The organism is Bifidobacterium asteroides (assembly GCF_048001765.1).
Lineage (GTDB): Bacteria > Actinomycetota > Actinomycetes > Actinomycetales > Bifidobacteriaceae > Bombiscardovia > Bombiscardovia asteroides_K.
In genome coordinates, this window is the sequence record NZ_CP181447.1 from 1078869 (window position 1) to 1104426 (window position 25558).

Sequence of the window (25558 nt, forward strand, 5' to 3'; positions counted from 1 at the left end):
CCGCTCGTCGGGCACACCGGTACCCACTCTATCCGTCAGGCGGCTGAATCGTTGGATTATCGGTGCATAGTGAATGACATATTGTGGTAATAGTCAAGGACTAAAAGCCCCGCATTAAAATCATCCGGATATGGAAAAGCCCCGGTCAATGCCGGGGCTAAGTAATTCAGGTATGGGTTGCTGGAATCAGGCCAGCTTGTACTTGGAAATAAGATCCAGGGCGATGATGATGGCCACCCAGATCAAAGCCACGATGATGGTCAGCCGGTTCAGGTTCTTCTCGGCTGCGCCCGAGGTGCCGGCGTTGGAGCCGATCCCGCCGCCGAACATATCGGACAGGCCGCCGCCCTTGCCCTTGTGCAACAGAATCAGCATGGTCAGCAATATGCTGGCGAGGATGACGACGACTTGAAGCACAATCTTGACAATGGTCACGGGACATACCTCCATGTAAGGAACTGGGAACAAGTATACATACACCCGTCGAAAAACGCATCAGCCCTTGGCGGCCAGTCGCACGATTCGTGCGAACTCCTCCACATCCAGGGAGGCGCCACCCACCAGAAAACCGTCCACGTCCGGCTGGGTGATCATCTGCGAGGCGTTCTTGGAGGTGACCGAGCCGCCGTAGAGAATGCGCACGGCCTGGCCGGCTGGCTCCCCGAACTTGCTTGAGATGTGGTCGCGGATGGCCCGGGCGGCCTGCTGGGCGGTGTCCGGGGTGGCCACCATGCCGGTGCCGATTGCCCAGACCGGTTCGTAGGCCACAATCAGATTCTCCATGTCCTCCTTGGCCAGGTCTCGGGTGACGTCATTGACCTGGCCAACGGCGAAGTCCAGCTGGATGCCCTGGCGGCGCTCCTCGTAACTCTCCCCCACGCAGAGGATGGGCTTCATGTCAGCAGCCAGGACGGCTCGGACCTGGTCGACGATGTTGGCGTCGTCCTCCGGATGGTACTTGCGCCGCTCGGAGTGGCCCACGATGACGTAGCCGCAGCCCAGCTGAGCCAGCATGTCAGCAGACACGTCCCCGGTGAAGGCCCCCTGGGCGGTGACGGAGACGGCCTGGGCCCCATATTCGATGGGCAGGTTGTCGGCCTCCACCAGCACCTGGACGGAACGCAGGGCGGTGAAGGCGGGCATCAGAGCCACCTGGCAGCGCCTGCGGTCGAAGTGGGCGTCGCGCAGGAGCCAGGCCAGCTTCTGCACGAAATAGGTGGCTTCCAGGTGGTCGAAGTTCATCTTCCAATTGCCGGCCACCAGGGGAATGCGTGCCATACCAGACCTTTCCATCCGCGCAACAACAGCAATGCCGGGCCGCCGGATGCGAAACCCGGTGACCCGGCATTGCCCGTCTGTCTGCCGATTTTACTCCAGCACCTTCAGACCCGGAAGCTCCTTGCCCTCAAGGAACTCCAGGGAGGCGCCGCCGCCGGTGGAGATGTGCGAGAAGCCATCCTCGGGGAAGCCCAGGTTGCGCACTGCCGAGGCGGAGTCGCCGCCGCCGACGATGGTGAAGGCTCCGGCCTTGGTGGCGTCGACCAGGCCCTGGGCCACAGCCCGGGTGCCGTCGGCGAATGCCGGGAACTCGAAGACGCCCATGGGGCCGTTCCAGACCACTGTCTTGGAGTCCACGATCTTGTCGTGGAAGAGCTTCTGGGAGTCGGGACCGATGTCCAGACCCATCTTGTCTGCGGGGATGCCGTCGGCAGGAACCACCTGGTGGGGCGAATCCGCCTTGAACTCGTCAGCCACCACGATGTCGGTGGGCAGGACCAGCTCCACGCCCTTCTGGCGGGCGGTGGCGATGTAGCCCTTGACGGTGTCGACCTGATCCTCCTCCAGCAGGGAGGAGCCGACCTCATAGCCCTCGGCCTTGAGGAAGGTGAAGACCATGCCGCCGCCGATGACCAGACGGTCGGCCTTGCTGAGCAGGTTCTCGATGACGCCCAGCTTGTCGGAGACCTTGGAACCGCCCAGGACCACAGTGAAGGGCCGCTCGGGGTTCTCGGTAGCCTTGGACAGGGCCTTGACTTCCTTCTCGACCAGCAGGCCTGCTGCGGAAGGCAGGAACTTGGCCACGGAGTAGTTGGAACCCTGGGCGCGGTGGACCACGCCGAATCCATCGGAGACGAAGACATCGCCCAGGTCGGCGATCTTGCGGGCGTAGGCATCGCGCTCGGCCTCGTCCTTGCTGGTTTCCTCAGGGTTGTAGCGCACGTTCTGCAGCAGGACCACGTCGCCGTCGTTCATGGCGGCCACCTTGGCATGGGCATCGGGACCGTAGGTGTCCTCGGCCAGAGGAACCTGCACGCCCAGCAGCTCACCCAGGCGAGCGGCCACGGGGGCCAGGCTCAGCTCGGGAACGACCTTGCCCTTGGGGCGACCCAGGTGGGCCATGAGAATGACCTTGGCGCCCTGGCCACGAAGCTGCTCGATGGTTGGCAAGGCGGCGCGGATGCGGCCGTCGTCCGTAATGGTGGTGCCGTCCAGCGGCACGTTGAAGTCCGCGCGGACGAGCACGCGCTTGCCCTTGAGATCACCGAGGCTCTTCAGTGTTTTCATGCGTATCCTTTCTGACTGCGGGTCCATGCGCCCGCTCCCCTGCCATGGTACTCAGGCAGACCGACCTATGTGAGCTATCTCACTCTTGTTTGGCCTCTTCCTCGGCCCTTTTCTTTTCGACCTTGGTGGCCAGCTGCAGCAGGCGGCGGATGCGTCCGGCAATGGCATCCTTGGTGACCGGCGGATCGGCCAGGCGGCCCAGCTCTTCGAGGGAGGCCTCACGGTGGTCCAGACGAAGCTGACCGGCAGCACGCAGGTTCTCGGGAATATCGTCGCCCAGAATCTGGAAGGCCTTGGTGACCTTGGCGCTGGCCTCGACGGCGGCCTTGGCGGAGCGACGCATGTTGGCATCGTCGAAATTGGCCAGGCGGTTGGCCTTGCCGCGGGATTCCCCGTCGCTGCGCTTGCCGGTCCACTCCCTGGAGGACTTGGGTGCGCCCATCAGGTTGAGCATGCGTTCGATGACATCCGGGTCGCGCAGGGTGACGCGCTCGGAGCTGCGCACCTGGCGGGCCTTGGCGTTGATGCCCAGCCGGCGGGCGGCGCCCACCAGGGCCAGGGCGGCCTCGGATCCGGGGCAGACAATCTCCAGATAGGAGGCCTTGCCCGGGTCAGACAGCTCGCCATGGGCCAGGAAGGCCCCTCGCCAGGCAGCCTTGACCTGGGCGATGTTGCCGGAGACGATGTCGGCGGGAAGACCACGAACCGGATGCTTGCGGCGGTCCAGCAGACCGGTCTGCAGGGCCAGGGCACCGCCTGCCCGCAGTACGCGGACCGAGTAGCGGGTCAAGTTGCCGGTTGGGGCCTGCCGCTTGACCTGGATCAGATCGGAATCATGGCCGTAGACGTCCCTGATGGTGTTCTGCAACCACTGCGCTGCCGGCAGGGAGTCGAATTGCGCTTCCACCACAATGTGACGCTGAATGATGTGTAGACCGCCACCGAAGCGGATCATCGCCGCCGATTGTGCTTTCTTGGCAGAGGGGGGTTCGTTGTCAATCGCGGCCAGCTCGCTTTTGACATCATCAAGTAGGGCCAAGAGCCGTCCTCCTACGAAAAAATACTGAAAAATGAATACTTCCAGGCCGCGCGACACACCTGCCGTGCAAACCACCGGATTACTGTGATACCGAATATCTTGGACAAATTGCGCCTTTGGCTATCCGCGAGAACGGTGCGGCAGCTCGCGGGCCGAGACCGTCACCTCCATTCCCCGGGACCGCAAACGGGCGGCCAGAGCGTCGGCCATGGCCACCGAGCGGTGCTGTCCGCCAGTGCAGCCAAAGGCGATGGTCACATAGTGCTTGTCCTCACGCGCATAGCCGCTGAGTGCGGTCAGAATAGCGGTGGTGTAGGCATCCAGGAACTCCTTGGCGCCCTTGCTGGCCATCACATAGTCCCGGACCGGACCGTCATGGCCGTTCAGATCGCGCAGCTCGGGGACCCAGTAAGGGTTGGGCAGGAAGCGCACATCGGCTACGAAGTCGGCATCTATGGGCAGGCCGTACTTGAATCCGAAGCTCATGATGTGCACTCCCACGGTAGTCGGGCCGGAGCCCAGGACCATTTCGTAGAGACGGGTGGAGAGCTGGTGGATGCTCAGGTTTGAAGTGTCGATGACCATGTCGGCACGTTCCTTGAGCCCGGCCAGCAGGCGGCGTTCCTCGCGGATGCCGTCGATCAGGCGGCCCGAGCCCTGCAGTGGGTGGGGTCTGCGGACGGACTCATAGCGTTTGACCAGCACCTGGTCTGAGGCGTCCAGAAAAAGAATGCGGCAGCGCACGCCCAGGTCGTCTAGGTGGCTGAGCACAGCCGATAGGTCGTCGAAGTAGGAGCGGGAGCGGACGTCGATGACGGCAGCCAGGCGGTGCAGTGAGCTTCTGGCCGAGGTCATCATGTCGACCAGGGGCACAAGCAGGCGCGGGGGCATGTTGTCTACCACATACCAGCCCATGTCCTCCATGGAGTCGGCGGCGCGGGAGCGGCCTGCACCGGACATGCCTGTGATCAGCAGTACCTCGAAGCCTGCGAAGGGCGGTTTTTCCGTCGTCATCGTCATGCCTCCCTCAAGGCTCGGTCCATGGCGGCCACCGGAACAGCGGCCAGGGGTCGGCCGGTCATCAGCGCCACCTGACGCACGGCTTGATAGAGCAGCATTCGTTCACCGCTGATGGCCCGGCCACCCGGTCGGCTGCAGAAGGCCTTCATGAGTGGGGTGGGCCGGGGGTCATAGACCACATCCAGCAGAACCGGGCCTAGGCGTTTGTCGTCATGGGCCTCTGGAGTCTCAGCTGTACTGAGCAGATCAGCCAGGGGGTCGGCTGCCCCAGAAGGCAGGGTGGAGACGATAATATCGGTCCCGATCAGTGCTTTTTCGGCTGACTCAGACCGGTCCATGGCGGTGACGGTTGGCTCAGGCAGGTCAAGCCGGGAGGCAAGGGCCAGCATGTGGTCGCAGTGCTCCGGGTTGCGGACCAGCAGGTCCACACGCTCGACCCCCAGCACCTTCAAGGCGCAGAAGGCGGACTCGGCGGTGTTCCCGTTGCCGATGACCAGGGCTCGCGTTCCCCTATATGGTTGGTCGGGAAGCCGGTCCTGCCTTCCCTGACCGGTAACCTCCAGCAGGGCAGCCAAATCGTCAGGATCTTCATCGGCCCGGCAGCGGTCGGCCGCCTCCAGCAGGGCAGCTACGATCCCCTCTACATCCGTGTTGTACAAGGACGGGCCTTTGGCGGGGCCGCCCTGCGCAAAGACCGCCGTGTTGGCCACTCCTAGGGTCTTGGACCAGTAATCACAGAAATCACCCAAGGGGCCGACGGCATTTTTCAGGGGCATGGTCAGGCTGAGTCCTGCCCAGGACGGGTCAAGGCCGTGGATAAAGTCCGCCAAACCGTCAGCGTCCATGCGCACACGGTCATAGCGCCAACCATCCAGGCCCAGTGCGTCATAGGCTGATCTATGCAGGAGGGGCGAGAGGGAATGGCTGATTGGGTCGCCCAGGACGGCACAACGACGATCAGGTCCATTCATATCCGCAATCACGCACCAATCAACTCAGGGCATGGCCCTCTGCCAGCCTCCTGAGCCATTTTATCGCTGGCTGTCCCCGGTCTGGTCCTGATCACTGTGCAGGGCCTGGTAGATGGCCTCGGCCTTCGCTGAGCCAATGCCTTTGACGGCCTCCAGCTCCTCCTGGGATGCCTGGCGCATGCGCTTGACCGACCCGAAGTGATTGAGCAGCTTCTTCTGGTAGGCGGATCCGATGCCCGGAATCTCATCCAGGGCCGACCGGAGGGCACCCTTGCGCCGGGTCTGCCGGTGGTAGGTGATGGCAAAGCGGTGGGACTCGTCGCGCACCCGCTGCAGCAGGTACATGCCCTCGGACTGACGCTTGAGGATGATGGGATAGTCGTCGTCAGGCACCCAGACCTCTTCCAGGCGCTTGGCCAGGCCACACAGTGCCACATCGTCCACTCCGCAGTCGTGCAGGGCCCGGGCAGCAGCAGTCACCTGGGGCTTGCCTCCATCGACAACGATCAGATTGGGCTTGTAGGCGAAGTGGCGGGCGGTGGTGTTCTGCTGGACGATGGCTCCCTCCTCCTGCTCCACAAGCTCGGGTGCCTTATCGTTGGCCTTTCGCTCGGCCTCCATGCTGTCACCGCTGTCACCGGCGATGTTGCCGTGGCGGAAGCGCCGGGTCAGGGTCTCGTAGATGGCTCTTATATCGTCCACAGCGCCCTTGCGGTCCTCGCCGCGGATGGCGAATCGACGGTATTCGGACTTCTTGGGGACCGCGTCCTCGAAGACCACCATGGAGGCCACCTGGAACTGGCCGCCCACGGTGTTGGAGATGTCGTAGCACTCGATGCGCAGCGGGGCGCGGTCCAGTCCAAGGGCCTTGGCCACGTCATTCATGGCCTGGGTGCGGGTGCCCATGTCGCTCATGCGGCTGAGCTTGCTGCGCTGGAGGGCCTGGCGTGCGTTTGCGTTGGCCCGGTCCATCAGAGACTTCTTCTCCCCCCGGCTGGCCACACGGATGGTCACTGCGGATCCGCGCAGCTCCCTCAGCCACTCCTGCAGGTCGCCGGTCCGATCCGGCTGGATGGGGACGATGACCTCGGGAGGCACCGGCGAGATGGGAGCCAGCAGGTCGGCACGTCCGGTCTGATCCTGATGCTGGTGTCGGCTCCTGGTGGCCTTGGCCCGGGCCTCGGCATCCAGGGCCGTGACTTTCTGGGTGGAGCCCATGGCATCCCTGTCCTGGCTGATGGAGACCGGGGCGTCGGAATTCTCTGGAAGCTTGTGCAGCTCGCTGTCATTCTCACTCATCAGGTCCGAATAGACCTGCACCAAGAGGTCGCTGATCAGCTCGCTGTCGGAGACGTCCTCCACCCGCTCCACGCTCCAGTTGCGTTCGCCGCGGATGGCTCCGGAGCGCACGAAGAAGGCATGGACCGAGGCCTCCAGTTCGTCCGAGGCCACTCCGAAGACGTCCACATCCACGTTGGAGGCGAAGGCCACGGCATTCTGCTCGATGACCGTGTCCAGCATGGCGATCTGGTCGCGTAGGCGGGCGGCCTTCTCGAAGTCCAACTCCTTACTGGCCTTCTGCATGCTCCTGGTCAGCCCCGCACGGTAGCTCTTGCCCAGCCTGCCGGTGATTACCCCGGTCAGCTCCGTGCATAGACGACGGTGGTCGCTGGCACTGATTCGGCCCACGCAGGGGGCCGAGCACTTGCCAATGGAGGCCAGCAGGCAGGGACGGCCGCTGAGCTTGGCCTTGCGGAAGACGCCGGGAGTGCAGGTGCGCACCGGATAGGTCTTGAGCAGGGCGTCCAGGGTGTGCTTCATGTCCCAGACCTTGGCGTAGGGGCCGAAGTAGCGGGTGTCGTGCCGCTTGCGCACCCGGGTCATCCATACCCGGGGGAACTCCTCCCCCACGGATACAGCCAGGTAGGGGTAGGTCTTGTCATCGCGCAGCTTGACGTTGAAGCGGGGGTCGAACTCCTTAATCCAGGTGTATTCCAGGGTCAGGGACTCCAGGTCGGTGCCCACCACGGTCCATTCCAGGCTCCGGGCCGTCAGGACCATGGTCTGGGTGCGCGGATGCAGATTTTCCAGGGGCTGGAAGTAATTGGCCAGGCGGTTGCGCAGGTTCTTGGCCTTGCCCACGTAGATGACCCGGCCATCGCCGTCCCGCCACTTGTAGACCCCCGGCTGGGCGGGGATGTCAGAGGTCTTGGGACGGAAGAGGTCCCGGCTGTCCCCCAGCAGGGGCGCGCCGTTCTTGTTGACGCCGGTCCTGGTACCGGTGGCGGACTCCTCCTCCAGGGCTTGGGCGGTGCGTCGCCATACCTGCGGCGTATGCCGCTCGAAGCAGCTGCGGGTCATGATCGCGCAGCCTTGGCGGCCTTGTCGACCTTGGCGGGATCCAGCATGGGCTTCAGATACTTGCCTGTCCAGCTATTCGGATTGGCCGCCACCTGCTCGGGAGCGCCCTGGGCCACCACGGTGCCGCCGCCGTCGCCGCCCTCAGGGCCCAGGTCGATGATCCAATCGGCGGTCTTGATCACGTCCAGGTTGTGCTCGATGACGATGACCGTGTTGCCCTTGTCAACCAGGCCGTGCAGGACCTTGAGCAGCTTGCGGACATCCTCGAAGTGCAGGCCCGTGGTGGGCTCGTCCAGGATGTAGACGGTCTTGCCGTCGGAGCGCCGCTGCAGCTCGGTGGCCAGCTTGACCCGCTGGGACTCGCCTCCGGACAGGGTGGGCGCCGGCTGGCCCAGGCGGATGTAGCCCAGGCCCACGTCCACCAGGGTGTCCAGATAGCGGGCGATGGAGGGATAGGCCTTGAAGAAATGCGCGGCCTCCTCGATGGGCATGTCCAGCACATCCGAGACGGTCTTGCCGTTGTAGGTGACCTCAAGGGTCTCCCTGTTGTAGCGCTTGCCATGGCAGGTCTCGCACTGCACGTAGACGTCGGGCAGGAAGTTCATCTCGATCTTGATGGTTCCGTCGCCGTGGCAGGTCTCGCAGCGGCCGCCCTTGACATTGAAGGAGAAACGACCTGGGCCGTAGCCGCGCACCTGGGCCTCGGGGGTCTTGGCGAAGAGCTGGCGGATCTTGTCCCAGACGCCGGTGTAGGTGGCCGGGTTGGAGCGCGGGGTGCGGCCGATGGGGTTCTGGTCCACGTGGATGACCTTGCGCACCTGGTCCACGCCTTCCACACGGGTGTGCTTGCCGGGCACGATGCGGGCGTTGTTGAGCTGGTCGGCCAGAACCGGATAGAGGATGGAATTGACCAGGGTGGACTTGCCGGAGCCGGAGACGCCGGTGACCAGGGTCATGACCCCCAGCGGGAAGGATACCTTAAGGTTCTTCAGATTGTTCTCTCGAGCCCCCACCACGGTCAGCTGTCGCGTCTTGCTGGTCTTGCGGCGGCGCTTGGGCACCTCGATGGACCGCCGTCCGGCGATGTAGTCGGCGGTGATTGAACGGGGGGCCTTGACCAGGTCCTGCGAGCGTCCGGAGAAGATGACCTCCCCGCCATGCTCGCCGGCCCCCGGGCCGATGTCGACCAGCCAGTCGGCCTGGCGGATGGTGTCCTCATCGTGTTCGACCACGATCAGGGTGTTGCCCAGGTCGCGCAACCGCTGCAGGGTCTTGATAAGCCGGTCGTTGTCCCTCTGGTGCAGACCGATGGAGGGCTCGTCCAGCACGTACATGACGCCCACCAGGCCCGAGCCGATCTGGGTGGCCAGGCGAATGCGCTGGGCCTCGCCGCCGGAGAGGGTGGCCGCAGCCCGGGACAGGGTCAGATAGTTCAGGCCCACGTCGTTGAGGAAGCGCAGACGGGCGCGGATCTCCTTGAGGACCTCCCCGGCGATCTTGGCCTGGGCGCCCTCCATGTGCAGGCCCTCCACCCATTTCAGGCTGGCGGATACGGCCATGTCGCAGACCTGGGCGATGGACAGGCCGTCCACGGTCACGGCCAGCACCTCGGGCTTCAGACGCTTGCCCTGGCAGACCTGGCAGGGCACTTCGCGCATGTAGGACTCGTAGTACTGCTTCATGGGCTGCGAGTCGGTCTCGTCGTGGCGGCGCATCAGGGTGCGGACCACACCCTCGAATCCGGTGGTGTACTCGCGCAGGCGGCCCCAACGGTTGCGGTAGGAGACGTCCACCTTGAAGTCGTGTCCGTACATGACGGCATGGCGGACTTCCTCGGGCAGGTCCTTCCAGGGGGTCGAGGTGGAGAAGCCCATCTCCTTGGCCAGGCCGTCCAGCAGGTGGCCGTAGAAGCGCTGCTGGCTCTTGGTGCCGCTCCAGGGCTCCACGGCCCCGTCCTTGAGGCTCTTGTCGGGGTCGGGCACCACCAGCTCGGGGTCAATCTCCAGGTTGAATCCCAGGCCGGTGCAGGCCGGGCAGGCTCCGTAGGGTGCGTTGAAGGAGAAGGTCCTGGGCTCGATCTCGTCCAGTTCCAGCTCGTGGCCGTTGGGGCAGGACCGCTTCTCGGAGAAGGGCTGGCGACGCTCGGGGTCCTTGGCATCCAGATCCACGAAGTCGGCCACTACCGTGCCCTTGGCCAGTCGCAGGGCGGTCTCCACGGAGTCGGTCAGGCGTTGGCGCATGCCCTCGCGAATGACCAGCCGGTCCACCACCACCTCGATGGTGTGCTTCTTCTGCTTGGTCAGTTTGATGGACTCGGACAGCTGGTGCATGTCCCCGTCGATGATGGCCCGGGAGTAGCCGTCGGAGCGTAGGAGCTCCAGTGTCTCCACGAACTCGCCCTTGCGACCCTTGACGATGGGGGCCAGGAGCTGGAAGCGGGTCCCCTCAGGCCTGGACATGAGGGTGTCGACGATCTGCTGTGGCGACTGGGCACGCACCTCGGCCCCGCAGACCGGGCAGTGGGGGATGCCGGTTCTGGCGAAGAGCAGGCGCAGGTAGTCGTAGACCTCGGTGATGGTTCCGACAGTGGACCGGGGGTTGCGGTTGGTGGTCTTCTGGTCGATGGAGACGGCCGGGCTCAAGCCCTCGATGAAGTCCACGTCGGGTTTGTCCATCTGGCCCAGGAACTGGCGGGCATAGGCGGAGAGGGACTCCACATAGCGGCGCTGACCCTCGGCGAAGAGGGTGTCGAAGGCCAGGGAGGACTTGCCCGAGCCTGATAGGCCGGTGAAGACCACCATCCGGTTACGGGGTATGGACAGGTTGACGTTCTTAAGGTTGTGGGCCCGGGCGCCCTGGATGACGATTTTGCGATCGTTGGGCACCATGGACAGGTCCGCCACCAGGGACCCCTTGGACTCGATCATGCGCGGGTTCTCGATGGCCGCGTCCACTGTCGACTTAGGCTTGTTCTGCTGCTTCACGTGCTTCCCATCCGCTTCCCTGAAGACCCATGGCCAAGGCTGAGGCCAAAGCCTGACCATAATATCGCCGGGGCCGAATAATTCGAACAGGTGTTCGATGACGGCTTAGATGGCCGGGGCAGGCGGATCCAGGGGCGGACGGCCGCAGCCATTCAGGAAGCAGTCGTGCTGGTGGTCGTTGATCATGCCTGCCGCCTGGAGGAAGGAGTGGACCGTCACCGGTCCCAGGAAGCGCAGGCCCAGGTCGCGCATGTCCTTGCAGACGATGGCCGACAGGTGGTCGTAGCGCGGTATGGAAGGGTCGTCCGGATAGTCGTGGTTGATAGTGAGCCCACCGGTGAAGGACCAGCAGTAGCGGTCGAATTCCTCTCCGGGAAATTGGCGGGCGATCAGGGCGGCGTTGGCCACCGTGGCTTCGATTTTCCGACGATTGCGGATGATGGCCGGATCGGCCATGAGAGAGTCGATCCGGTCCGCGTCGAATGCGGCGACGGCCTGAATATCGAAGTTGTCGAAATCCCTGAAGAGGGCCTGACGACGATGCAGGACCAGCTTCCAGCTGAGCCCGCACTGGAATATCTCCAGGGAGAGCATGGCGAAGAGCCTCCGGGAGCCGTGCAGGGGGCGGCCCCACTCATGGTCGTGGTAGCTGCGCATGAGTGGGTCGTCCACCCGTGCCCAGTCGCATCGATGTGAAGGTTCGGCCATGCTGCACTCCCCTCTCCTGTGTTCGGCTTCAGGCTAGCACCGGCGGCCGCCCGGACCGGGTGGTCAATACCACCGAGCCAGACCGGTCGATTTAGAGTTGGAGCAGAGGCCGGTCGGCCCAGGCCCGGGGCAATCCCCATGGCGGCAGTACGGTTGCGGCCGGCAAGGAGAGGAAGCATGTGCCATGACCGACAAGGACAATCCGCGCAAACTCTGGACCGACAATGAGGATCCGGTCGAGAGGGCCAAGCGCACCTCCCCTGCCATGCAGGGCAGCCAATCAAATTCACACTCGTCATCGGCGACCCAGGAATCGAGAAATGGAAGTTCGGCATCTTCGGGTGCATCGGCTTCAAATTCATCGACTCCAAAGTCGTCTACTTCAAGTTCGTCTAGCTCAGGTTCATCGCCTTTGGGTGCACCGGCCAAAAGGTCTGATGATTCGTCGAAGAAGGCATCGACCGGAAAAACCGATGTCGATCAGACCACCAAAGGAGGCGGCGCTCGCTCTGGAAGCAGCAGCAATGAGGCAGCGCAGGGATCAAATCAAGCAAAGCAGGGTGAGCCTGAAAAGGAACAGGAATCCTCCAAGGGTCGCGGCTGGAAGCTCTTCGAGGACATTCTGCTTTGGGTGGCCTGGGTGGCCATGGTGGGCTTCAACGGCTATGCGGAGGTCTACCACTTCAATGGCACCACAGTTGGTGGCCTGGCTCGCAAGGTCGACCTCTGGATCATGCCCGCCGGCTACGTCTTCGCCATCTGGGGGATCATCTACATCGCTCTGGCCATCTGGCTCTTCCGCTTCTGCCTGGCGGGTCCCAGCCGCAAACGTCTTGGCTTCCTGCCCTTCACGCTGAGCGGGCTGCTCTTCGTGGCCACCTGCTGCCTGAACATCGCCTGGCTGGCCCTGTGGCATATGGAGCGCAACTTCTGGGCCCTGGTCATCATCCTCATTCTGACCGTGCTGGTCTGGATGCTCTACGCCCTGGTACGCAGGGATGCCACCAAGGCCGGAACCCCAACAGCCGCCAAGGCCCTGGACTGGATTCCCCTGTCCATCTACGCCAGCTGGCTGAGTGTGGCCACCCTGGTCAACGCTGGATACATGGTTGTCGCCGGGCACAAGGTCGGCAATGCAGTACAGGGATTCGCCACCATCATCGTGGTCGGCGCCCTACTGGCCGTCGCTTATCTGATGAACAGGCATGGCAAGGACTGGGTCTTCGGCCTGGTGGTCATCTGGGCCTGCCTGGGCATCGGCATCAGGATCTTCTCCTTCGCGGCCGCCATGGGCGTGCTGGTCATCGCTCTGACCGCCGTGGGCGCCTTCCTGGTCTACTTCCCCTGGAACAAGTTCAGGCTGGTCCGCCGCTGACCTATTCATGACTGATCCATTGCCCCGTCAGCCGAGACGCACTGGCGGGGCTTGCTTCTTGCTACCATGGTCCCTTGCAAGTTTTGAATCCACGAGGAAAGCGGGGTCGGAGGCGGCATGGCTATTGAGGCGCAGGGACTTGAGATCCGAATAGGTGCCCGACTACTGCTGCAAGCCACCGATTTCCACGTGACCAAGGGCGACCGGATTGGCCTGGTGGGCCGCAACGGTGCAGGCAAGACCACGCTGACCCGGGTCATCACCGGCGATATGCTTCCTTCGGCCGGCAAGGTGCGGGTGACCGGACAGCTGGGCTACCTGCCCCAGTCCACCCATGCGGGCGACTCCGAGCAGAGCGCCCTGGACCGGGTCATGAGCGCCAGGGACATCGCTTCCATCATCCAGCGGATGCGCAAGGCCGAGACCGAGATGACCAGTCCTGATCCCAAGGTCATGGAAAAGGCCATGAAGCGCTACGACAAGGCCCAGCAGGACTTCGAGAACGCTGGCGGCTATGCGGCCCAATCGCAGGCCATCGTCATGGGCGAGAGCCTGGGGCTGAGCCAGGAGACCCTGCAGCAGGCACTGGGCACTCTCTCAGGCGGTCAGCGCCGGCGGGTCGAACTGGCCAGAATCCTCTTCTCCGACGCTGACACCCTGATTCTGGACGAGCCCACCAACCACTTGGATACCGACTCCATCGAATGGCTCAAGGGCTACCTGCGGCGGTTCGAGGGCGGCTTCCTGATCATTTCCCACTCCACCGAGCTGCTGGACGAGACCGTCAACCGCATCTGGCACCTGGATGCCCAGCGCTCCTGCATCGACATGTACACCATGGGATGGAAAGCCTACCTGCGCCAGAGGGTGGTGGACGAGGAACGCCGCCGCCGTGAACGCGAGGTGGCCGAGAAGAAGGCCGATCGGCTGATGCGGCAGGGCATCCGTCTGCATGCCAAGGCCACCAAGGCCGTAGCTGCTCAAAATATGATGCGCCGTGCCCAGCGTCTGCTGGCCGACACCCAGGAGGCGGAAAAGGCCGAAAAGGTGGCCGATTTGCGCTTCCCGGATCCAGCACCCTGCGGCCGCACGCCCATCATGGCCGAGGACCTGTCCAAGGCCTACGGCTCCAACATCGTCTTCGCCGGCATCAACCTGGCCATCGACAAGGGCTCCCGGGTGGTCATCCTGGGATACAACGGCGCTGGCAAGACCACTACCCTGCGGTTGCTGGCAGGCATCGAGCAGCCCGACACGGGCAAGGTGACCCTGGGGCATGGAGCCAAGATCGGCTACTTCGCCCAGGAGCATGACACCCTTGATAACGACGTCACCGTTCTGGAGAATCTACAGCATGTGGCCCCCGACCTGGACAACACCCAGGCGCGGACCATTTTGGGCTCCTTCCTCTTCTCAGGGGACGATGCCATGAAGCCCACCAAGGTGCTTTCCGGCGGCGAGAAGACCCGCCTGGCCCTGGCCACCCTGGTGACCAGCCGGGCCAACGTCCTGCTGCTGGACGAGCCCACCAACAACCTGGATCCCGCCTCGCGTGACGAGATACTCAAGGCCATAGCCAAGTACGAGGGAGCCATCGTGCTGGTCACCCACGATGAGGGTGCCGTCAAGGCCCTCAACCCTGAGCGGGTGCTGCTTATGCCCGACGGTGACGAGGACCTCTGGAGCGACGACTACCTGGATCTGGTGGCCGAGGAGTAGGTAGCCACAATAGTCAAAAGCGGGTCAGTCGTCCTCCCCCAGGACCTCCACCTCTTTGACCCCTGGAGTCTGGCCTATGGATTCGACCAGCTCGGTCACGTCGCCCTTGCCCAGCAGGTTGACAGTGACATCGGCGCCCTTCCAGGCGTCCCGGTGGAGCTCATGGATGGTCAGCACCCGGGACTCGAAGCCCATGCGGGTGGCCAGCAACAGGGATTCACGCAGACAGCCGTGGCCGTCCTGATATACGATGCGCAGGACCGTATTCTGACGGTTGCGCAGGAACCACTTGAGAATGGGCGCGATAACCAGAACTGCCAGAAAGTAGAAGACGACCGTCAGGATGGCGATGGCGAAAAGCTGGACCCCGCAGGCCATGCCAACGGCAGCGGCCACCCAGATGGCGCTGGCCGTGGTCAGACCCTTGACCGAATCATGGTTGAAGAAGATGACTCCGGCGCCAATGAAGCCGATGCCCGAGGCCACCCCGGCTGCAATTCGCGAGGCATCCCAGGAATAATTCCCAACAGCGGCCTGGATGCCGTAGAGGGAGACCATGGTGAACAGGCAGCTGCCCAGGCCCACCAGAATATGGGTGCGGATGCCAGCGTCGTGTTTGAGGAACTCACGCTCGAAGCCGATCAGGCCGCAGAGAACCACCGTCAGGACCACTGCCAAAATTTGGCCCTGGTTCGGCATTGCGAATCCCTGCATGATTTCCTTTCCTGCCCTCGTAAATAGGCTGACTTTATAACGCTTGCAGGACAAGGCCATCGGATAGAGTGGAGCCAGCACGTGGACCTGTTGAATGAGGGGTGTGATGCCATGAAGCCGTCACCAGATGAACGCCGCGAAGCCCGCCGGACCCTGGCTACCAGCGCCTATACCGCCGACATGATCCGATCCTTGGAGCAGCCGTTTTTGGACGACGGGGTTCCCCTGATGCGTATCGCCGCCGGGTCCCTGGCCTCCGTGGCTGACATCATGCTGACCCAGGCCGGGCTGGAGCCGGCAGGAGCCAGGATCGTCCTGCTGGCAGGGGCTGGCAACAATGGCGGCGACGGGCTCTATGCCTCGGCGGATCTGGCCGGGCACGGGGCCGATGTGACGGTGGTGGCGACCGGGCGAAGCCTGCACCAGGGCGGATTGGATGCCCTTTTGCGCGCCGGTGGAGTCGTCACGGCCCTGGATCCACAGGCAGCCATCCAGGGCTGCGAGGCACCAGCTGGGCCGGACCAGGCTTCCGAGGAGCTGGACCAGGCCCTGGATCTGTGCCGACAGGCGGATCTGATTATCGATGCCATGACCGGTATCGGTCTCAAGGGGGCGCTGCGCGGCATTCCAGCCGCCCTGGCCGCAGAACTGGGTATGGAGAGCGGCCTGCCCGACAGGCCAGCCTGGCACGACCCCGCCGGACAGGATGGGCCTCTGGTGCTGGCTGTGGATACTCCCTCCGGCGTGGACATCGATGAAGGCACCCTACCCGGGGCCTATATCCCGGCTGATGTGACCGTGACCATGGGGGCCATGAAGCCCTGCCTGATGTTGCCCCCGGCCGCCTACGTCTGCGGCAGAATCATCCTGGTGGACTTCGGCTTCGATACCTCGGCACTGGTTCCCAGCGTCTCCTGCATGGAAGCCGAGGACTGCGCGGGACTTATGCGGGCGCCCCGGGTAAATGACACCAAGTACACCAGGGGTGTGGTCGGCCTGGTCACTGGATCCGCTCTCTACCATGGTGCCGGGCTGCTTTCCAGCAGGGCTGCGGCCAGCGGCAACGTGGGTATGATTCGCTACTGCGGCCCCGAACAGGTGGGCAACCTGATTCTTCAGGAGCTGCCCGAAACGGTTCTAGGTCTCGGAAGAGTCGAGTCCTGGGTGCTGGGTTCGGGCGTGCCCACCCGACAGGCCCAGGAGGCTGCCGGGCCTGAGGGCCAGGACGAACAGCGGGACCTGATTGCCGACATACTTAATCGTCAGGCTGCGGACCTGGACGAGGATGATGCAGCGGCCGACCCGCCGGTGGTGGCCGATGCCGGAGCCCTGGATCTGCTGCCGGACCGGCTGGGCCCGCGTACCGTGCTGACCCCGCATGCCGGCGAGATGGCCGCCCTGCTCAACTCGCATGGAGAGAACGTGGACGGCGACCAGGTCATGGCCGAACCCCTGCGATGGGCTGTCCGCGCCTGCCAACTGACCGGGGCCACCATTCTGCTCAAGGGGGCCATCACTCTGGTCGTCGGCGAGGACGGCACCGACCGCCCCCGGGTCATGACCACCGGTTTCGGCCCGGCCTGGCTATCCACGGCCGGATCAGGGGACGTGCTCTCCGGAACCATCGGGGCCATGCTGGCCCAGAATGCCGGACCGATCCAGGATGATGCCACACTGATGGTGGATCTGACGGCTGCCGCGGCCTTCCTGCACGGACTGGCAGGCTCTCTGGCCAGCGGCGGCAGGCAGACCGGTTGGGAGCAGCCGCTGATTTTCGACCCCCGCAAACCCCAGGATTTCGCCGATTTGGTAGCCGAGGACAACCAATCGGAAGGTCACGGGACTGTTGCAGGACCCATGGGACAGCCAATTCGCGCCGGACAGGTTGCCGATGCCCTGCCCAGGGCCATAGGGCTGGTCATGTCAAGAGCCGAGGGGGCTGCTGACCAGATGGACCAGTCCGCCCAGGATGGGGACGATGCCTCCCTCTTCTTCGAGAACAGCTCGCTCTGGTTCTAAACACGTCATCAGAAAAGGAGTCGATTTGGTGACCTCGCAGCTCATCGTCATGCGTCATGGGGAAAGCGTCTGGACTCAGAAGTCGGTCAACCGTTTCGCAGGTTGGGTGGACGTGCCTCTGACGGAACGCGGACTGCAACAGGCCCGTCATGCCGGACAGCTGCTCAAGAAATCGGGCCTGCTGCCTGACCTGGTCTTCACCTCCCTGCTGACCCGCAGCATCATCACCGCCAACACGGTCCTGGACCTGGTCGATCGGGCCTGGATTCCGGTGGAGCGCACCTGGAGGCTGAATGAACGCCACTATGGCGACTTCCAGGGACAGACGCGACCGGCCATGCTGGAACGCTACGGTCAGCAGCAATTCGATAGCTACCGGCGTTCCTATGATGTTCGGCCGCCTGCCATCGCAACCGATTCACCATACTTTCAGGGACAGGATCCGCGCTATGCCCCGTTCATGTGCGATGGACTGGACAGCCAGAATCCGGCAGACATCCGCGCCGAGTGCCTCAAGGACCTGCTGCTCCGCCTGCATCCCTACTGGCGTAGCCGGATAGCACCCAACCTGGCCCAGGGCCGTACTGTGCTCATCGTCACCCACGGTTCCGTGGTCCGCAGTCTGATCAAGGTCCTTGAAGATGTTGACGACAAGGATATCCGATCCATTAACGTGCCCACCGGCGTACCTATGGTCTACAGCTTCGAGACCGATGGGGACGGCAACCCCCAGGTCCAGGGTCCGGGTCGCTATCTGGACCAGGAGGCCGCCAAGCAGGGTATGGCTGAAACCGTGGCCCTGGGCCGATAGAGCCTTGGGTATAGATTGGCTTATATGACACTGCTCCAACTGCGCTACATCGTCAAGATTGTCGAATGCGGCTCCATGAACGAGGCCTCGCACGAGCTCTACATCTCCCAGCCTGCCCTGAGTTCATCGGTCAAGGAGCTGGAGAACGAGCTGGGCATCGAGATCTTCACCCGCCACTCCCAAGGGATCGCTCTGACCGTGGACGGGGCGGAATTCCTGACCTACGCCCGGCAGATCCTGGACCAGACCGACCTGCTGGAGGCCCGCTATCGGCAGGTCAGGCCCCGCAAGCAGCTCTGCCGGGTCTCCACCCAGCACTACATGTTCGCAGTGGAAGCGTTCGTGGAAATGATCAATTCCATCGATTCGGACGAGTACGAATTCACCATTCGGGAGACACGCACCAGGGACATCATCGACCAGGTAGCCACCCTCCAGTCCGAGATCGGCATCATCTACGAGTCCGATTTCAACAAACGGGTCCTTTCCAAGATGCTCCGAGAGAAGCACCTGGACTTCCATCCACTCTTCAGAGCGGACCTGCATGTCTTCATCGCCCGGACCAACCCCCTGGCCGATCGGGCCATGGTGACCATGAAGGATCTGGAGCCCTATCCCTTCCTGCAATATGAGCAGGGCGAGGAGGGCTCCTTCTACTTTGCCGAGGAGGCGGTCTGGCCCGACTACTCCCCCAAGCAGATCACTGTGAGCGACCGGGCCACCATGCTCAACTTCATCGTGGGACTGAACGCTTACACGGTCTGCACCGGCATCGACAACGAGGACCTGAACAACGAAAAGATCGTCAGCGTTCCCCTGGAGTCGGATGAATCCATGTTGGTGGGTTGGATCGTCAACAGCCGGACCAAGCTGTCCCACGCCGCCGAACTCTACTTGGACAAGCTGCGCCAAGTGGTATCCAAGCACGGATATTCGCTGATCGAACAAGAGCCAGGCGAGTAACAGCAAAACAAGCGACGGGTTACCGTACTTTCAGCGCTTTTCCTTGGGCACCGATGGAGGGCATCTTACCCTGGTGGCCCACATCCTGCGATTTGAGTCCCAGGGCCTTGAGCAGGGCCCGGTCCAGATGTTCCAAGCCTCCCTGGCTCTTTGCGGCTGCGGTCAGATCCCAAACCTTGCCGTTGATCATGATGGTGGGTGTTGAGAACTCGCCCTTGGTGTCCTTGGCATCCTTCCGGGTGATGGCGTAGTCATTGACCTTGTCCACCCATGGCCTGTAGGTGCCCTGGGCGAAACGGTCCGCCAAGGACCTGGGCACCCCAGCTCCCACGGCCTGGTCGGCCAGGCGCGCGTCGGAGACGGCCTGATAGGAGCGTTCATCAGGCTGGAAGTCGGTGGCAAAAATGGCGGCGGCGAAGGCCGGCAGATGATCCGGGTCCTCCTGGGCCACCATAGCCAGGGCGTTGTCCACGCGACTGGAGTACTCGTCACTTGAGGCTGAATCCAGGAAATTCAAAAAGTTGTAGGTGACGTTGATCTGGCCGGCGCTGATCATGTGCTGCAGCTGGGGATCGATGACCCGGCCCACCTTGCCGCACCAGGGGCACATGGGGTCCATGAAGATCTCAAGGGTGGGCGCATCGGCAACTTTCTTCTTGCTACCGACCCCCTTGGCCGAAACGGTCAGCCCTCCCTGGTCGTCGGCCACCGATGGCTTAACAGCGACCTCCTGCAGATCCTTATAGGCCGTGGCGTCTCCGCTGGGAGCCTGACTGACTTGCGCGGTCGATGCTCCGGATGAAGCCTTTTGGGCAGACTGGCCGACTCCAGAATGTTTTGCCCATAGCATGTATATGCCTGCCGCAAGCACCAGCACAAGAGCCACCGCCACCAGTATCAACGGAAGCCTCCGCAAGCGCTGTGCAGACGCACTTTCTTCAGGCTCGCTCTCCTGAGGCTGGGCTGTTTCGGCCGGTTTCCCATCAGTCGCAATATGACCATCGGCAGGTTCTGCTGCATCCGAAGGTTTCACTGCGTCAGCTGCTGTGGCCGAAGCGGCGGGCTTGGCCGCATCCACCGCGTCGACCTCAGTCCGGTCCGGTTCCTCATGACCGTTCTGCTCCAGTGGTTTCGTCATGATCCATGGCCTTCCTTGCGATGATGATCCGTCGGCCTGCCCGTCGGATCCTTACCAATCTACACGAGGGTCATCCGGCAGAATGACCCTCCGAAGAATGTGCGTCAATGTGGCCTGAATGCACAATTCGCATGACGATATGTGTCTGGCATTCGCTCAGGCCCCGTAACGCTTCAGATAGTGCCTGGCGGCATCAGCCGTGCGCTGGTCCAGAATGGGCGACCCGTCCGAGCCCTTCATCGAGGAAGCCGCATCGAAGATCTGGCGGACGTTGACGATGCTGATGACCGGGAAGTGGAACTCGTCCATGATTGACTCCACAGCCGAGCCCTGGCCCTGTCCGGTGCGCTCCATCCGGTCCACGGAGAGCACCAGGCCAACGATGGTCACCTTGGCCTGGGACATGATCTTGGGCACCACCTGGCGAACCGCGGTCCCGGCGGTCATGACATCATCCACTAGCAGCACCCTCATGCCGTCCTTGAGCTGCGTGCCGACCATAAGGCCGCCGTCGCCATGGTCCTTGACCTCCTTGCGGTCAAAGGTGTAGCCGACCGGCATGCCGTGAGCCCCGCTCAGTGCTATGGCTGTGGAGACGGCCAGGGGAATACCCTTGTAGGCCGGGCCGAAAACCGTGTCGACGTCGGCGGGCAGGGTCCCCTGCTTCACAGCCTGCACAATGGTCCGGGCGTAGAACTCCCCCAGCAGGGCAATCAGCCGTCCGTCGTTGAAGGCCCCGGCGTTGATGAAGTAGGGCGAGCGCCGCCCCGACTTCAGGGTGAAGTCACCGAACTTGAGCGCTCCGCTCTGGAGCAGGAAGCTGGTGAAGCCCTCCTGGACGCGGCGGGTCTGCTCCTGGGCATCCCCGTCATGGTTGGCCTTGTCTTCTGGTGCGGATGCGCTCATCTCCAGCATTCCCCTTTCTTAAGCAAATCGGCCAGTTCGGGCCGCTCGTCCAACAGATCGTCCAGCTCACGGGCCACCCGCATGGGAGCCACAGGATCCACCAGGGCCGCGGCCCCCACCTCCACGGCATTGGCCCCCGCATAAAGGAATTCCAAAGCCGTGCGTCCCGAATCGATGCCTCCGATACCGATGATGGGAATGTCGGGAAGTGCCTGGCGCACCCGCCAGACGAAGGACAAGGCAATGGGCAGGATGCAGGGGCCGGAAACGCCGCCGGTGCCCTGGGCCAGGATGGGTTTACCCGTAGTAATGTCGATGCGCATGCCTACCAGGGTGTTGATCAGGCTGAGGGCATCCGCTCCCCCGTCGACAGCTGCCCGGGCCACCTCCACCATGTCGGTGACGTTGGGGGTCAGCTTGACCACCATGGGTTTGTCGGTCAGAGCCCGCAGCCGGGTGATCAACCGGTTCAGGGCCTTGGCATCGGTGCCTACGGACATCCCCCCATGAGAGACATTGGGGCAGGAGACGTTGATCTCCAGCATGTCCGCTGGGGAGTCGGCCAAGCGTTCCACAACGATGGCGTAGTCCTCGTCGCTATGGCCGGCCACATTGGTGACCACGTTGGCTCCCAGGGCCTTGAGCCTGGGCAGCTCGTCCACCAGGTAATGGTCCACGCCCGGGTTCTGCAGGCCCACGGAGTTGACCATGCCGGCGGGGCTCTCGGCGGTCCTGGGCGTGGGATTGCCTTCCCAGGGTACCGGCGAAACCCCCTTGGTGGAGATGGCACCCATCTGGGAGACGTCATAATAATCCCCGCAGGCATCCAGGTTGAAGGTGCCCGAGGCGGTGCCCACAGGGTTTTTCCAGGGCGTACCGGCTACAACCGTGCCATGCCGCCAGACGTGTGGCTCCAGAGGATCCATGATTGTCTGCTGGCTCATCGCTGCATCTCCTTGCTTCCCTCTGCATCCCAGATCAGACGGTCGGCGGCGAAGACCGGGCCGTCCTTGCAGACCTTGAGTCGGCCGTCCACGGTGTCGACCACGCAGGCCACACAGGTGCCGTAGCCACAACCCATCCGGGACTCCATGCAGCACTGGGCCGGCAGGCCTGTCTTGCGGGCCCAGGCGGCCACGGCCCGCATCATGGGCAGGGGTCCACAGGTCAGGATGATGGTCCGCTCGGGATCGATGTCGCCACGAACACGGTCCAAGAGGGTTATGACATCCCCGGAGGCATCGTTGATGGACTCCAGCTGATCGGTCAACGGGCCCATGATGGCATCGGCGAACCGATGGTCCCGGTAGCCCAGCAGGGCGGTGGTGCGCACACCGGACCGGCCTTGCAGGCACTGGGCTGCGCGGATCAGCGGAGGAACACCCAGGCCACCGCCCACCAGCAGATAGTCTGCCGGCTTCTCCAGGTCGAAGCCATGGCCCAGGGGTCCCAGCAGGTCCACAGCCATACCAGGCTGCAGGCGGGAGAATTCATAGGTCCCCTGGCCGACCACGGCGAAGATGATCTCTATCTGCTCGTCCTCCAGGACCCTGCTGATGCCGAAGGGCCTGGGCATCATGGTCATGCGGTCGGACGAGTAGAGGTTGATGAAGGCTCCTGCCGGAGCGTGGGCCGCCAGGTAGGGGTCGCAGATGGTCATCCGCCAGACCTGCCGGTCCAGGGGCTCCATACCGGTGACCTGTGCCGTGCGGCGTCCGGGCATCCGGCCCGCCTGTCGGGCCTGATCCTCCACCCGGCTGGTGGATATGAAGAGGTTGGGTTTCATCGGGCCTCCTTGATCGCCTGATTGAGATCGTCCTTCATGGCCTCTGCGGCCCGGCGGGCATCGCGGGTGACCATGCCCAGGGCCGCCTGGACGCTGAGCTGCGGACTGTAGTCCGGGTCCTTCCTCCAGGCTGCGATGATCCCCCGGGAGGAATTGACCACAGCGCCGCCGCCGGACCGGTCGAACATGGGCGCCACGTCGGCTGCCGAACCGCCCTGGGCTCCGTATCCGGGGACCAGGAAGAAGGTGTGGGGCATGGCCTTACGCAGAAGGGCGCCGTCATCGGGGTGGGTGGCGCCGACCACTGCCCCAAGTCTGGAGTAACCCGATTCGCCGATGGAGGGCTGTCCCCAGGATTCGACCAGGTCGCCCAGGCGCTGATAGATGGTGCCGCCGCCCGAGCTCACGTCCAGGCCAAGCTCCTGGATCTGGCTGCCCGAAGGATTGGAGGTGCGCACCAGGGCGAAGAGGTCTCCTTGGATGTGCTCGGCCGCCTGCAGGAAGGGTTCCACACCATCTGAACCCAGGTAGACATTGATGGTCAGGGCATCCTCATACCAGGGGAACCTTCCGCCTGCTCTGGTCGGCCCATCCGCTGGCTGCCCAGGATTGAAGGGCAGGGGAAGCCCGTCAAGATGGGCGGCATAGGCCTCAGCCGTGGAACCGATGTCCCCGCGCTTGACATCCCCTATGACATAGAGGCCACGTTCGGCTGCGGCCCGGCAGGTACCGGTATAGGCCCTGATGCCCCAGGCTCCCAGGGCCTCGTACATGGCGATCTGGGGTTTGACTGCAGGCACCAGGTCGGCCACGCCCTCCAGGATGGCCAGGTTGAAGCGTAGATAGGCCCGGGCCAGGTGGTCCGCCCAGACAGCCTGAGCCTGCTCACCCTGGGTCTGCTGGGGATCCTTGGGGTCCAAGCCCATCTGGGCCATGCTCCCGGCGGCACGTTGTCTGGCTTGTTCGATCAGCTGGCTGGGCAGCAGTTCCGGTCGCGGATCCAGACCGACCACGGTCGGATTGTTCTTGTTCTGGATGAGCGCGGTCAGTCGGTCCATGCTCAGATCCTTTCCCTGGTGATGACACGGCTTGCAGGCAGACGGGAGAAGACCAGACGCCCATCCTTGATGGTGGCCATGACCCTTCCGGTCAGTTCTGCCCCGGCGAATGGGGTGTTTCTCGCCTTGGAATGGAAGCGGCTCGGATCAACCTTCCACCTGGCCTCAGGGTCCAGAAGGACCAAGTCGACGGGTGGCTGGTCGGCATCGCTGTGCCGGCCGACCTCCAGCTGAAGGTGACCGGCCTTATTAACCTTGTTGGCCTTGTGCGAGTGCAGGCCTTCGGGCAGGAGCCGACGCATGCCCATGAGCTCGGCTGGAGCCAGGGACATGAGTTCGACCAAGCGTTCGTGGCTGATGAGTCCGCTTTTGACCAGGACCTGGTTGCAGACCGCGTAGGCAGTTTCCAGACCGATGATGCCGTTGGGGGCATCCTTGAGTCCCAACGCTTTTTCTGCAGCGGTATGGGGGGCGTGGTCGGTGGCAATCATGTCCACAGTGCCTTCGGCCACGGCCTCAAGGGCTGCCTCTTGGTCAGCGCGGGAGCGCAGCGGAGGGTTCATCTTGGCCATGCTGCCGCAGCGCAGCAGGTCCTCGTCACAGAGGGCCAGATAGTGGGGCGCGGTCTCGCAGGTGACCGGCAGACCTCGGGCCTTGGCCCGTCGGACGGCTTCGAATCCCCCGGTAGTGCTGACATGCTGCAGATGCACCCTGGTGCCGGTGCGTTCCGCCTGTTCGATGTCGCGATTGATGATGGCGGTCTCGGTTGAGGCGGGAATCCCCTCCAGTCCCAGTTGGCGACTGATGGCACCCAGGTTGACCTGACCGTGCTCGTGGTGTTCGCAGTGATCCAGGATGGGCAGGTAGAAAGCCCTTGCGTTGGCGGCCACGGCCTCCAGTGTCTGATTGGTGACGGCCGAGCCGTCGTCGCTGATGGCCACTACGGGGTGTGTCCATCCGTGGCCGGGCAGGTAACCCGACCAGTCGTCTGGGTTCGAGGCCTGACGGCCGGCCCGGTCCATGGTTGCCGCCACGCAGAGGGCGTAGTCCACCGGCAGGCGCAGCCCGTGGTCCTGCTCGTAGGATTCCAGGTAGTCAATGACCGTGCGCCCGTCGGCCATCCTGGCACGTCCGTCCATGGCTGGCTGGGTGTTGGGCATGAGCAGTATCAGCCCGTATCCTCCGGCGGCTGCGGCAGCTGTGCCTGTGACCATGTCCTCCTTGTCGGTCTGACCAGGGTCCCGCAGATGGACGTGGGGGTCGACCAAGGCGGGAGCCAGCACAAGCCCCGAGGCGTCTATCTGATCAACCTCTGCCGACATGGCACCGGTCTCGTCAATCAGCGCACTATCAACGGCTTGGGGAAGCACCAGATCGACCGCCCTGCCGCTACGCCAATCAGTCAACCCCAGCAGCCGCAT

General features: G+C 63.5%; 21 protein-coding genes. 5 read left to right on the forward strand and 16 right to left on the reverse strand.

Annotation, left to right across the window (positions count from 1 at the left end):
• Positions 1-186 precede the first annotated feature (186 nt).
• The 9 genes from secG to ACNAOV_RS04260 form a co-directional block, all read right to left on the reverse strand.
• Positions 187-435: a preprotein translocase subunit SecG gene (gene secG / locus ACNAOV_RS04220; RefSeq protein ID WP_416518080.1), complete on the reverse strand. Its 249-nt coding sequence runs from the start codon at positions 433-435 to the stop codon at positions 187-189.
• A gap of 60 nt (positions 436-495) precedes the next feature.
• Positions 496-1278 carry a triose-phosphate isomerase gene (tpiA, locus tag ACNAOV_RS04225; RefSeq protein ID WP_416518081.1) on the reverse strand — a complete coding sequence of 261 codons (783 nt, stop codon included), beginning with the start codon at positions 1276-1278 and terminating at the stop codon, positions 496-498.
• A gap of 90 nt (positions 1279-1368) precedes the next feature.
• A complete protein-coding gene (locus tag ACNAOV_RS04230) occupies positions 1369-2565 on the reverse strand; it encodes a phosphoglycerate kinase (protein ID WP_416518082.1) in 1197 nt (398 codons plus the stop codon).
• A gap of 79 nt (positions 2566-2644) precedes the next feature.
• Entirely contained in the window at positions 2645-3604 is a 960-nt protein-coding gene (whiA, locus tag ACNAOV_RS04235; RefSeq protein WP_416518083.1) for a DNA-binding protein WhiA, read from the reverse strand.
• A 120-nt stretch (positions 3605-3724) separates the two neighbouring features.
• Positions 3725-4618: an RNase adapter RapZ gene (rapZ, locus tag ACNAOV_RS04240; RefSeq protein WP_416518084.1), complete on the reverse strand. Its 894-nt coding sequence runs from the start codon at positions 4616-4618 to the stop codon at positions 3725-3727.
• A gap of 2 nt (positions 4619-4620) precedes the next feature.
• Complete coding sequence (locus tag ACNAOV_RS04245) at positions 4621-5595, reverse strand: shikimate dehydrogenase family protein (RefSeq protein WP_416518085.1); 975 nt, start codon at positions 5593-5595, stop codon at positions 4621-4623.
• 60 nt (positions 5596-5655) lie between these two features.
• Positions 5656-7956, reverse strand: a complete 2301-nt coding sequence (gene uvrC / locus ACNAOV_RS04250; RefSeq protein WP_416518086.1) for an excinuclease ABC subunit UvrC — start codon at positions 7954-7956, stop codon at positions 5656-5658.
• Positions 7953-10883, reverse strand: a complete 2931-nt coding sequence (gene uvrA / locus ACNAOV_RS04255) for an excinuclease ABC subunit UvrA (RefSeq protein WP_416518148.1) — start codon at positions 10881-10883, stop codon at positions 7953-7955. The genes uvrC and uvrA overlap by 4 nt, the downstream gene beginning before the upstream one ends.
• Positions 10884-11045: 162 nt before the next feature.
• A complete protein-coding gene (locus ACNAOV_RS04260) occupies positions 11046-11648 on the reverse strand; it encodes a DNA-3-methyladenine glycosylase I (protein ID WP_416518087.1) in 603 nt (200 codons plus the stop codon).
• A 184-nt stretch (positions 11649-11832) separates the two neighbouring features.
• Between ACNAOV_RS04260 and ACNAOV_RS04265 the strand changes: the two genes are divergently transcribed.
• Both ACNAOV_RS04265 and ACNAOV_RS04270 read left to right on the forward strand, forming a co-directional pair.
• The gene (locus ACNAOV_RS04265; protein ID WP_416518088.1) at positions 11833-13023 is read left to right on the forward strand and encodes a TspO/MBR family protein; all 1191 of its coding nucleotides are present in this window, start codon (positions 11833-11835) and stop codon (positions 13021-13023) included.
• Positions 13024-13140: 117 nt separating this feature from the next.
• Positions 13141-14742, forward strand: a complete 1602-nt coding sequence (locus tag ACNAOV_RS04270; protein ID WP_416518089.1) for an ABC-F family ATP-binding cassette domain-containing protein — start codon at positions 13141-13143, stop codon at positions 14740-14742.
• Positions 14743-14766: 24 nt separating this feature from the next.
• On the opposite strand, the gene ACNAOV_RS04275 is transcribed toward ACNAOV_RS04270, so the two are convergent.
• Entirely contained in the window at positions 14767-15456 is a 690-nt protein-coding gene (locus ACNAOV_RS04275) for an MgtC/SapB family protein (RefSeq protein WP_416518090.1), read from the reverse strand.
• A 111-nt stretch (positions 15457-15567) separates the two neighbouring features.
• Here ACNAOV_RS04275 and ACNAOV_RS04280 point away from each other — a divergent pair, with 111 nt between their 5' ends.
• From ACNAOV_RS04280 to ACNAOV_RS04290, 3 genes are read left to right on the forward strand one after another with little or no spacing between them, the layout of a single operon-like run.
• The gene (locus ACNAOV_RS04280; RefSeq protein WP_416518091.1) at positions 15568-17475 is read left to right on the forward strand and encodes a bifunctional ADP-dependent NAD(P)H-hydrate dehydratase/NAD(P)H-hydrate epimerase; all 1908 of its coding nucleotides are present in this window, start codon (positions 15568-15570) and stop codon (positions 17473-17475) included.
• Positions 17476-17503: 28 nt separating this feature from the next.
• The gene (locus ACNAOV_RS04285) at positions 17504-18286 is read left to right on the forward strand and encodes a 2,3-bisphosphoglycerate-dependent phosphoglycerate mutase (protein ID WP_416518092.1); all 783 of its coding nucleotides are present in this window, start codon (positions 17504-17506) and stop codon (positions 18284-18286) included.
• A 24-nt stretch (positions 18287-18310) separates the two neighbouring features.
• The gene (locus tag ACNAOV_RS04290; RefSeq protein WP_416518093.1) at positions 18311-19249 is read left to right on the forward strand and encodes a LysR family transcriptional regulator; all 939 of its coding nucleotides are present in this window, start codon (positions 18311-18313) and stop codon (positions 19247-19249) included.
• A 19-nt stretch (positions 19250-19268) separates the two neighbouring features.
• On the opposite strand, the gene ACNAOV_RS04295 is transcribed toward ACNAOV_RS04290, so the two are convergent.
• The 6 genes from ACNAOV_RS04295 to ACNAOV_RS04320 form a co-directional block, all read right to left on the reverse strand.
• Entirely contained in the window at positions 19269-20387 is a 1119-nt protein-coding gene (locus tag ACNAOV_RS04295; protein ID WP_416518094.1) for a DsbA family protein, read from the reverse strand.
• A 156-nt stretch (positions 20388-20543) separates the two neighbouring features.
• The gene (gene pyrE / locus ACNAOV_RS04300; RefSeq protein ID WP_416518095.1) at positions 20544-21293 is read right to left on the reverse strand and encodes an orotate phosphoribosyltransferase; all 750 of its coding nucleotides are present in this window, start codon (positions 21291-21293) and stop codon (positions 20544-20546) included.
• Positions 21290-22237, reverse strand: a complete 948-nt coding sequence (locus ACNAOV_RS04305) for a dihydroorotate dehydrogenase (protein ID WP_416518096.1) — start codon at positions 22235-22237, stop codon at positions 21290-21292. Before ACNAOV_RS04305 ends, pyrE begins: the two co-directional genes overlap by 4 nt.
• Positions 22234-23079: a dihydroorotate dehydrogenase electron transfer subunit gene (locus tag ACNAOV_RS04310; RefSeq protein ID WP_416518097.1), complete on the reverse strand. Its 846-nt coding sequence runs from the start codon at positions 23077-23079 to the stop codon at positions 22234-22236. The genes ACNAOV_RS04305 and ACNAOV_RS04310 overlap by 4 nt, the downstream gene beginning before the upstream one ends.
• Positions 23076-24137, reverse strand: coding sequence for an orotidine-5'-phosphate decarboxylase (pyrF, locus tag ACNAOV_RS04315; protein WP_416518098.1), 1062 nt, complete (start codon positions 24135-24137; stop codon positions 23076-23078). Before pyrF ends, ACNAOV_RS04310 begins: the two co-directional genes overlap by 4 nt.
• Before the next feature lie 2 nt (positions 24138-24139).
• Positions 24140-25558, reverse strand: a complete 1419-nt coding sequence (locus ACNAOV_RS04320; RefSeq protein ID WP_416518099.1) for a dihydroorotase — start codon at positions 25556-25558, stop codon at positions 24140-24142.

What these genes read in the sequence shown, in the direction of transcription:
- ACNAOV_RS04290 (WP_416518093.1), top strand. Translation starts at nt 18,311, where the DNA reads ATGACACTGCTCCAACTGCGCTACATCGTCAAGATTGTCGAATGCGGC.
- ACNAOV_RS04280 (WP_416518091.1), top strand. Translation starts at nt 15,568, where the DNA reads ATGAAGCCGTCACCAGATGAACGCCGCGAAGCCCGCCGGACCCTGGCT.
- ACNAOV_RS04275 (WP_416518090.1), bottom strand. Translation starts at nt 15,456, where the DNA reads ATGCAGGGATTCGCAATGCCGAACCAGGGCCAAATTTTGGCAGTGGTC.
- ACNAOV_RS04265 (WP_416518088.1), top strand. Translation starts at nt 11,833, where the DNA reads ATGACCGACAAGGACAATCCGCGCAAACTCTGGACCGACAATGAGGAT.
- rapZ (WP_416518084.1), bottom strand. Translation starts at nt 4,618, where the DNA reads ATGACGACGGAAAAACCGCCCTTCGCAGGCTTCGAGGTACTGCTGATC.
- tpiA (WP_416518081.1), bottom strand. Translation starts at nt 1,278, where the DNA reads ATGGCACGCATTCCCCTGGTGGCCGGCAATTGGAAGATGAACTTCGAC.
- uvrC (WP_416518086.1), bottom strand. Translation starts at nt 7,956, where the DNA reads ATGACCCGCAGCTGCTTCGAGCGGCATACGCCGCAGGTATGGCGACGC.
- ACNAOV_RS04295 (WP_416518094.1), bottom strand. Translation starts at nt 20,387, where the DNA reads ATGACGAAACCACTGGAGCAGAACGGTCATGAGGAACCGGACCGGACT.
- ACNAOV_RS04305 (WP_416518096.1), bottom strand. Translation starts at nt 22,237, where the DNA reads ATGAGCCAGCAGACAATCATGGATCCTCTGGAGCCACACGTCTGGCGG.
- ACNAOV_RS04245 (WP_416518085.1), bottom strand. Translation starts at nt 5,595, where the DNA reads ATGAATGGACCTGATCGTCGTTGTGCCGTCCTGGGCGACCCAATCAGC.
- ACNAOV_RS04270 (WP_416518089.1), top strand. Translation starts at nt 13,141, where the DNA reads ATGGCTATTGAGGCGCAGGGACTTGAGATCCGAATAGGTGCCCGACTA.
- pyrE (WP_416518095.1), bottom strand. Translation starts at nt 21,293, where the DNA reads ATGAGCGCATCCGCACCAGAAGACAAGGCCAACCATGACGGGGATGCC.
- ACNAOV_RS04320 (WP_416518099.1), bottom strand. Translation starts at nt 25,558, where the DNA reads ATGCGGCTGCTGGGGTTGACTGATTGGCGTAGCGGCAGGGCGGTCGAT.
- pyrF (WP_416518098.1), bottom strand. Translation starts at nt 24,137, where the DNA reads ATGGACCGACTGACCGCGCTCATCCAGAACAAGAACAATCCGACCGTG.
- uvrA (WP_416518148.1), bottom strand. Translation starts at nt 10,883, where the DNA reads ATGATCGAGTCCAAGGGGTCCCTGGTGGCGGACCTGTCCATGGTGCCC.
- ACNAOV_RS04260 (WP_416518087.1), bottom strand. Translation starts at nt 11,648, where the DNA reads ATGGCCGAACCTTCACATCGATGCGACTGGGCACGGGTGGACGACCCA.
- ACNAOV_RS04310 (WP_416518097.1), bottom strand. Translation starts at nt 23,079, where the DNA reads ATGAAACCCAACCTCTTCATATCCACCAGCCGGGTGGAGGATCAGGCC.
- ACNAOV_RS04230 (WP_416518082.1), bottom strand. Translation starts at nt 2,565, where the DNA reads ATGAAAACACTGAAGAGCCTCGGTGATCTCAAGGGCAAGCGCGTGCTC.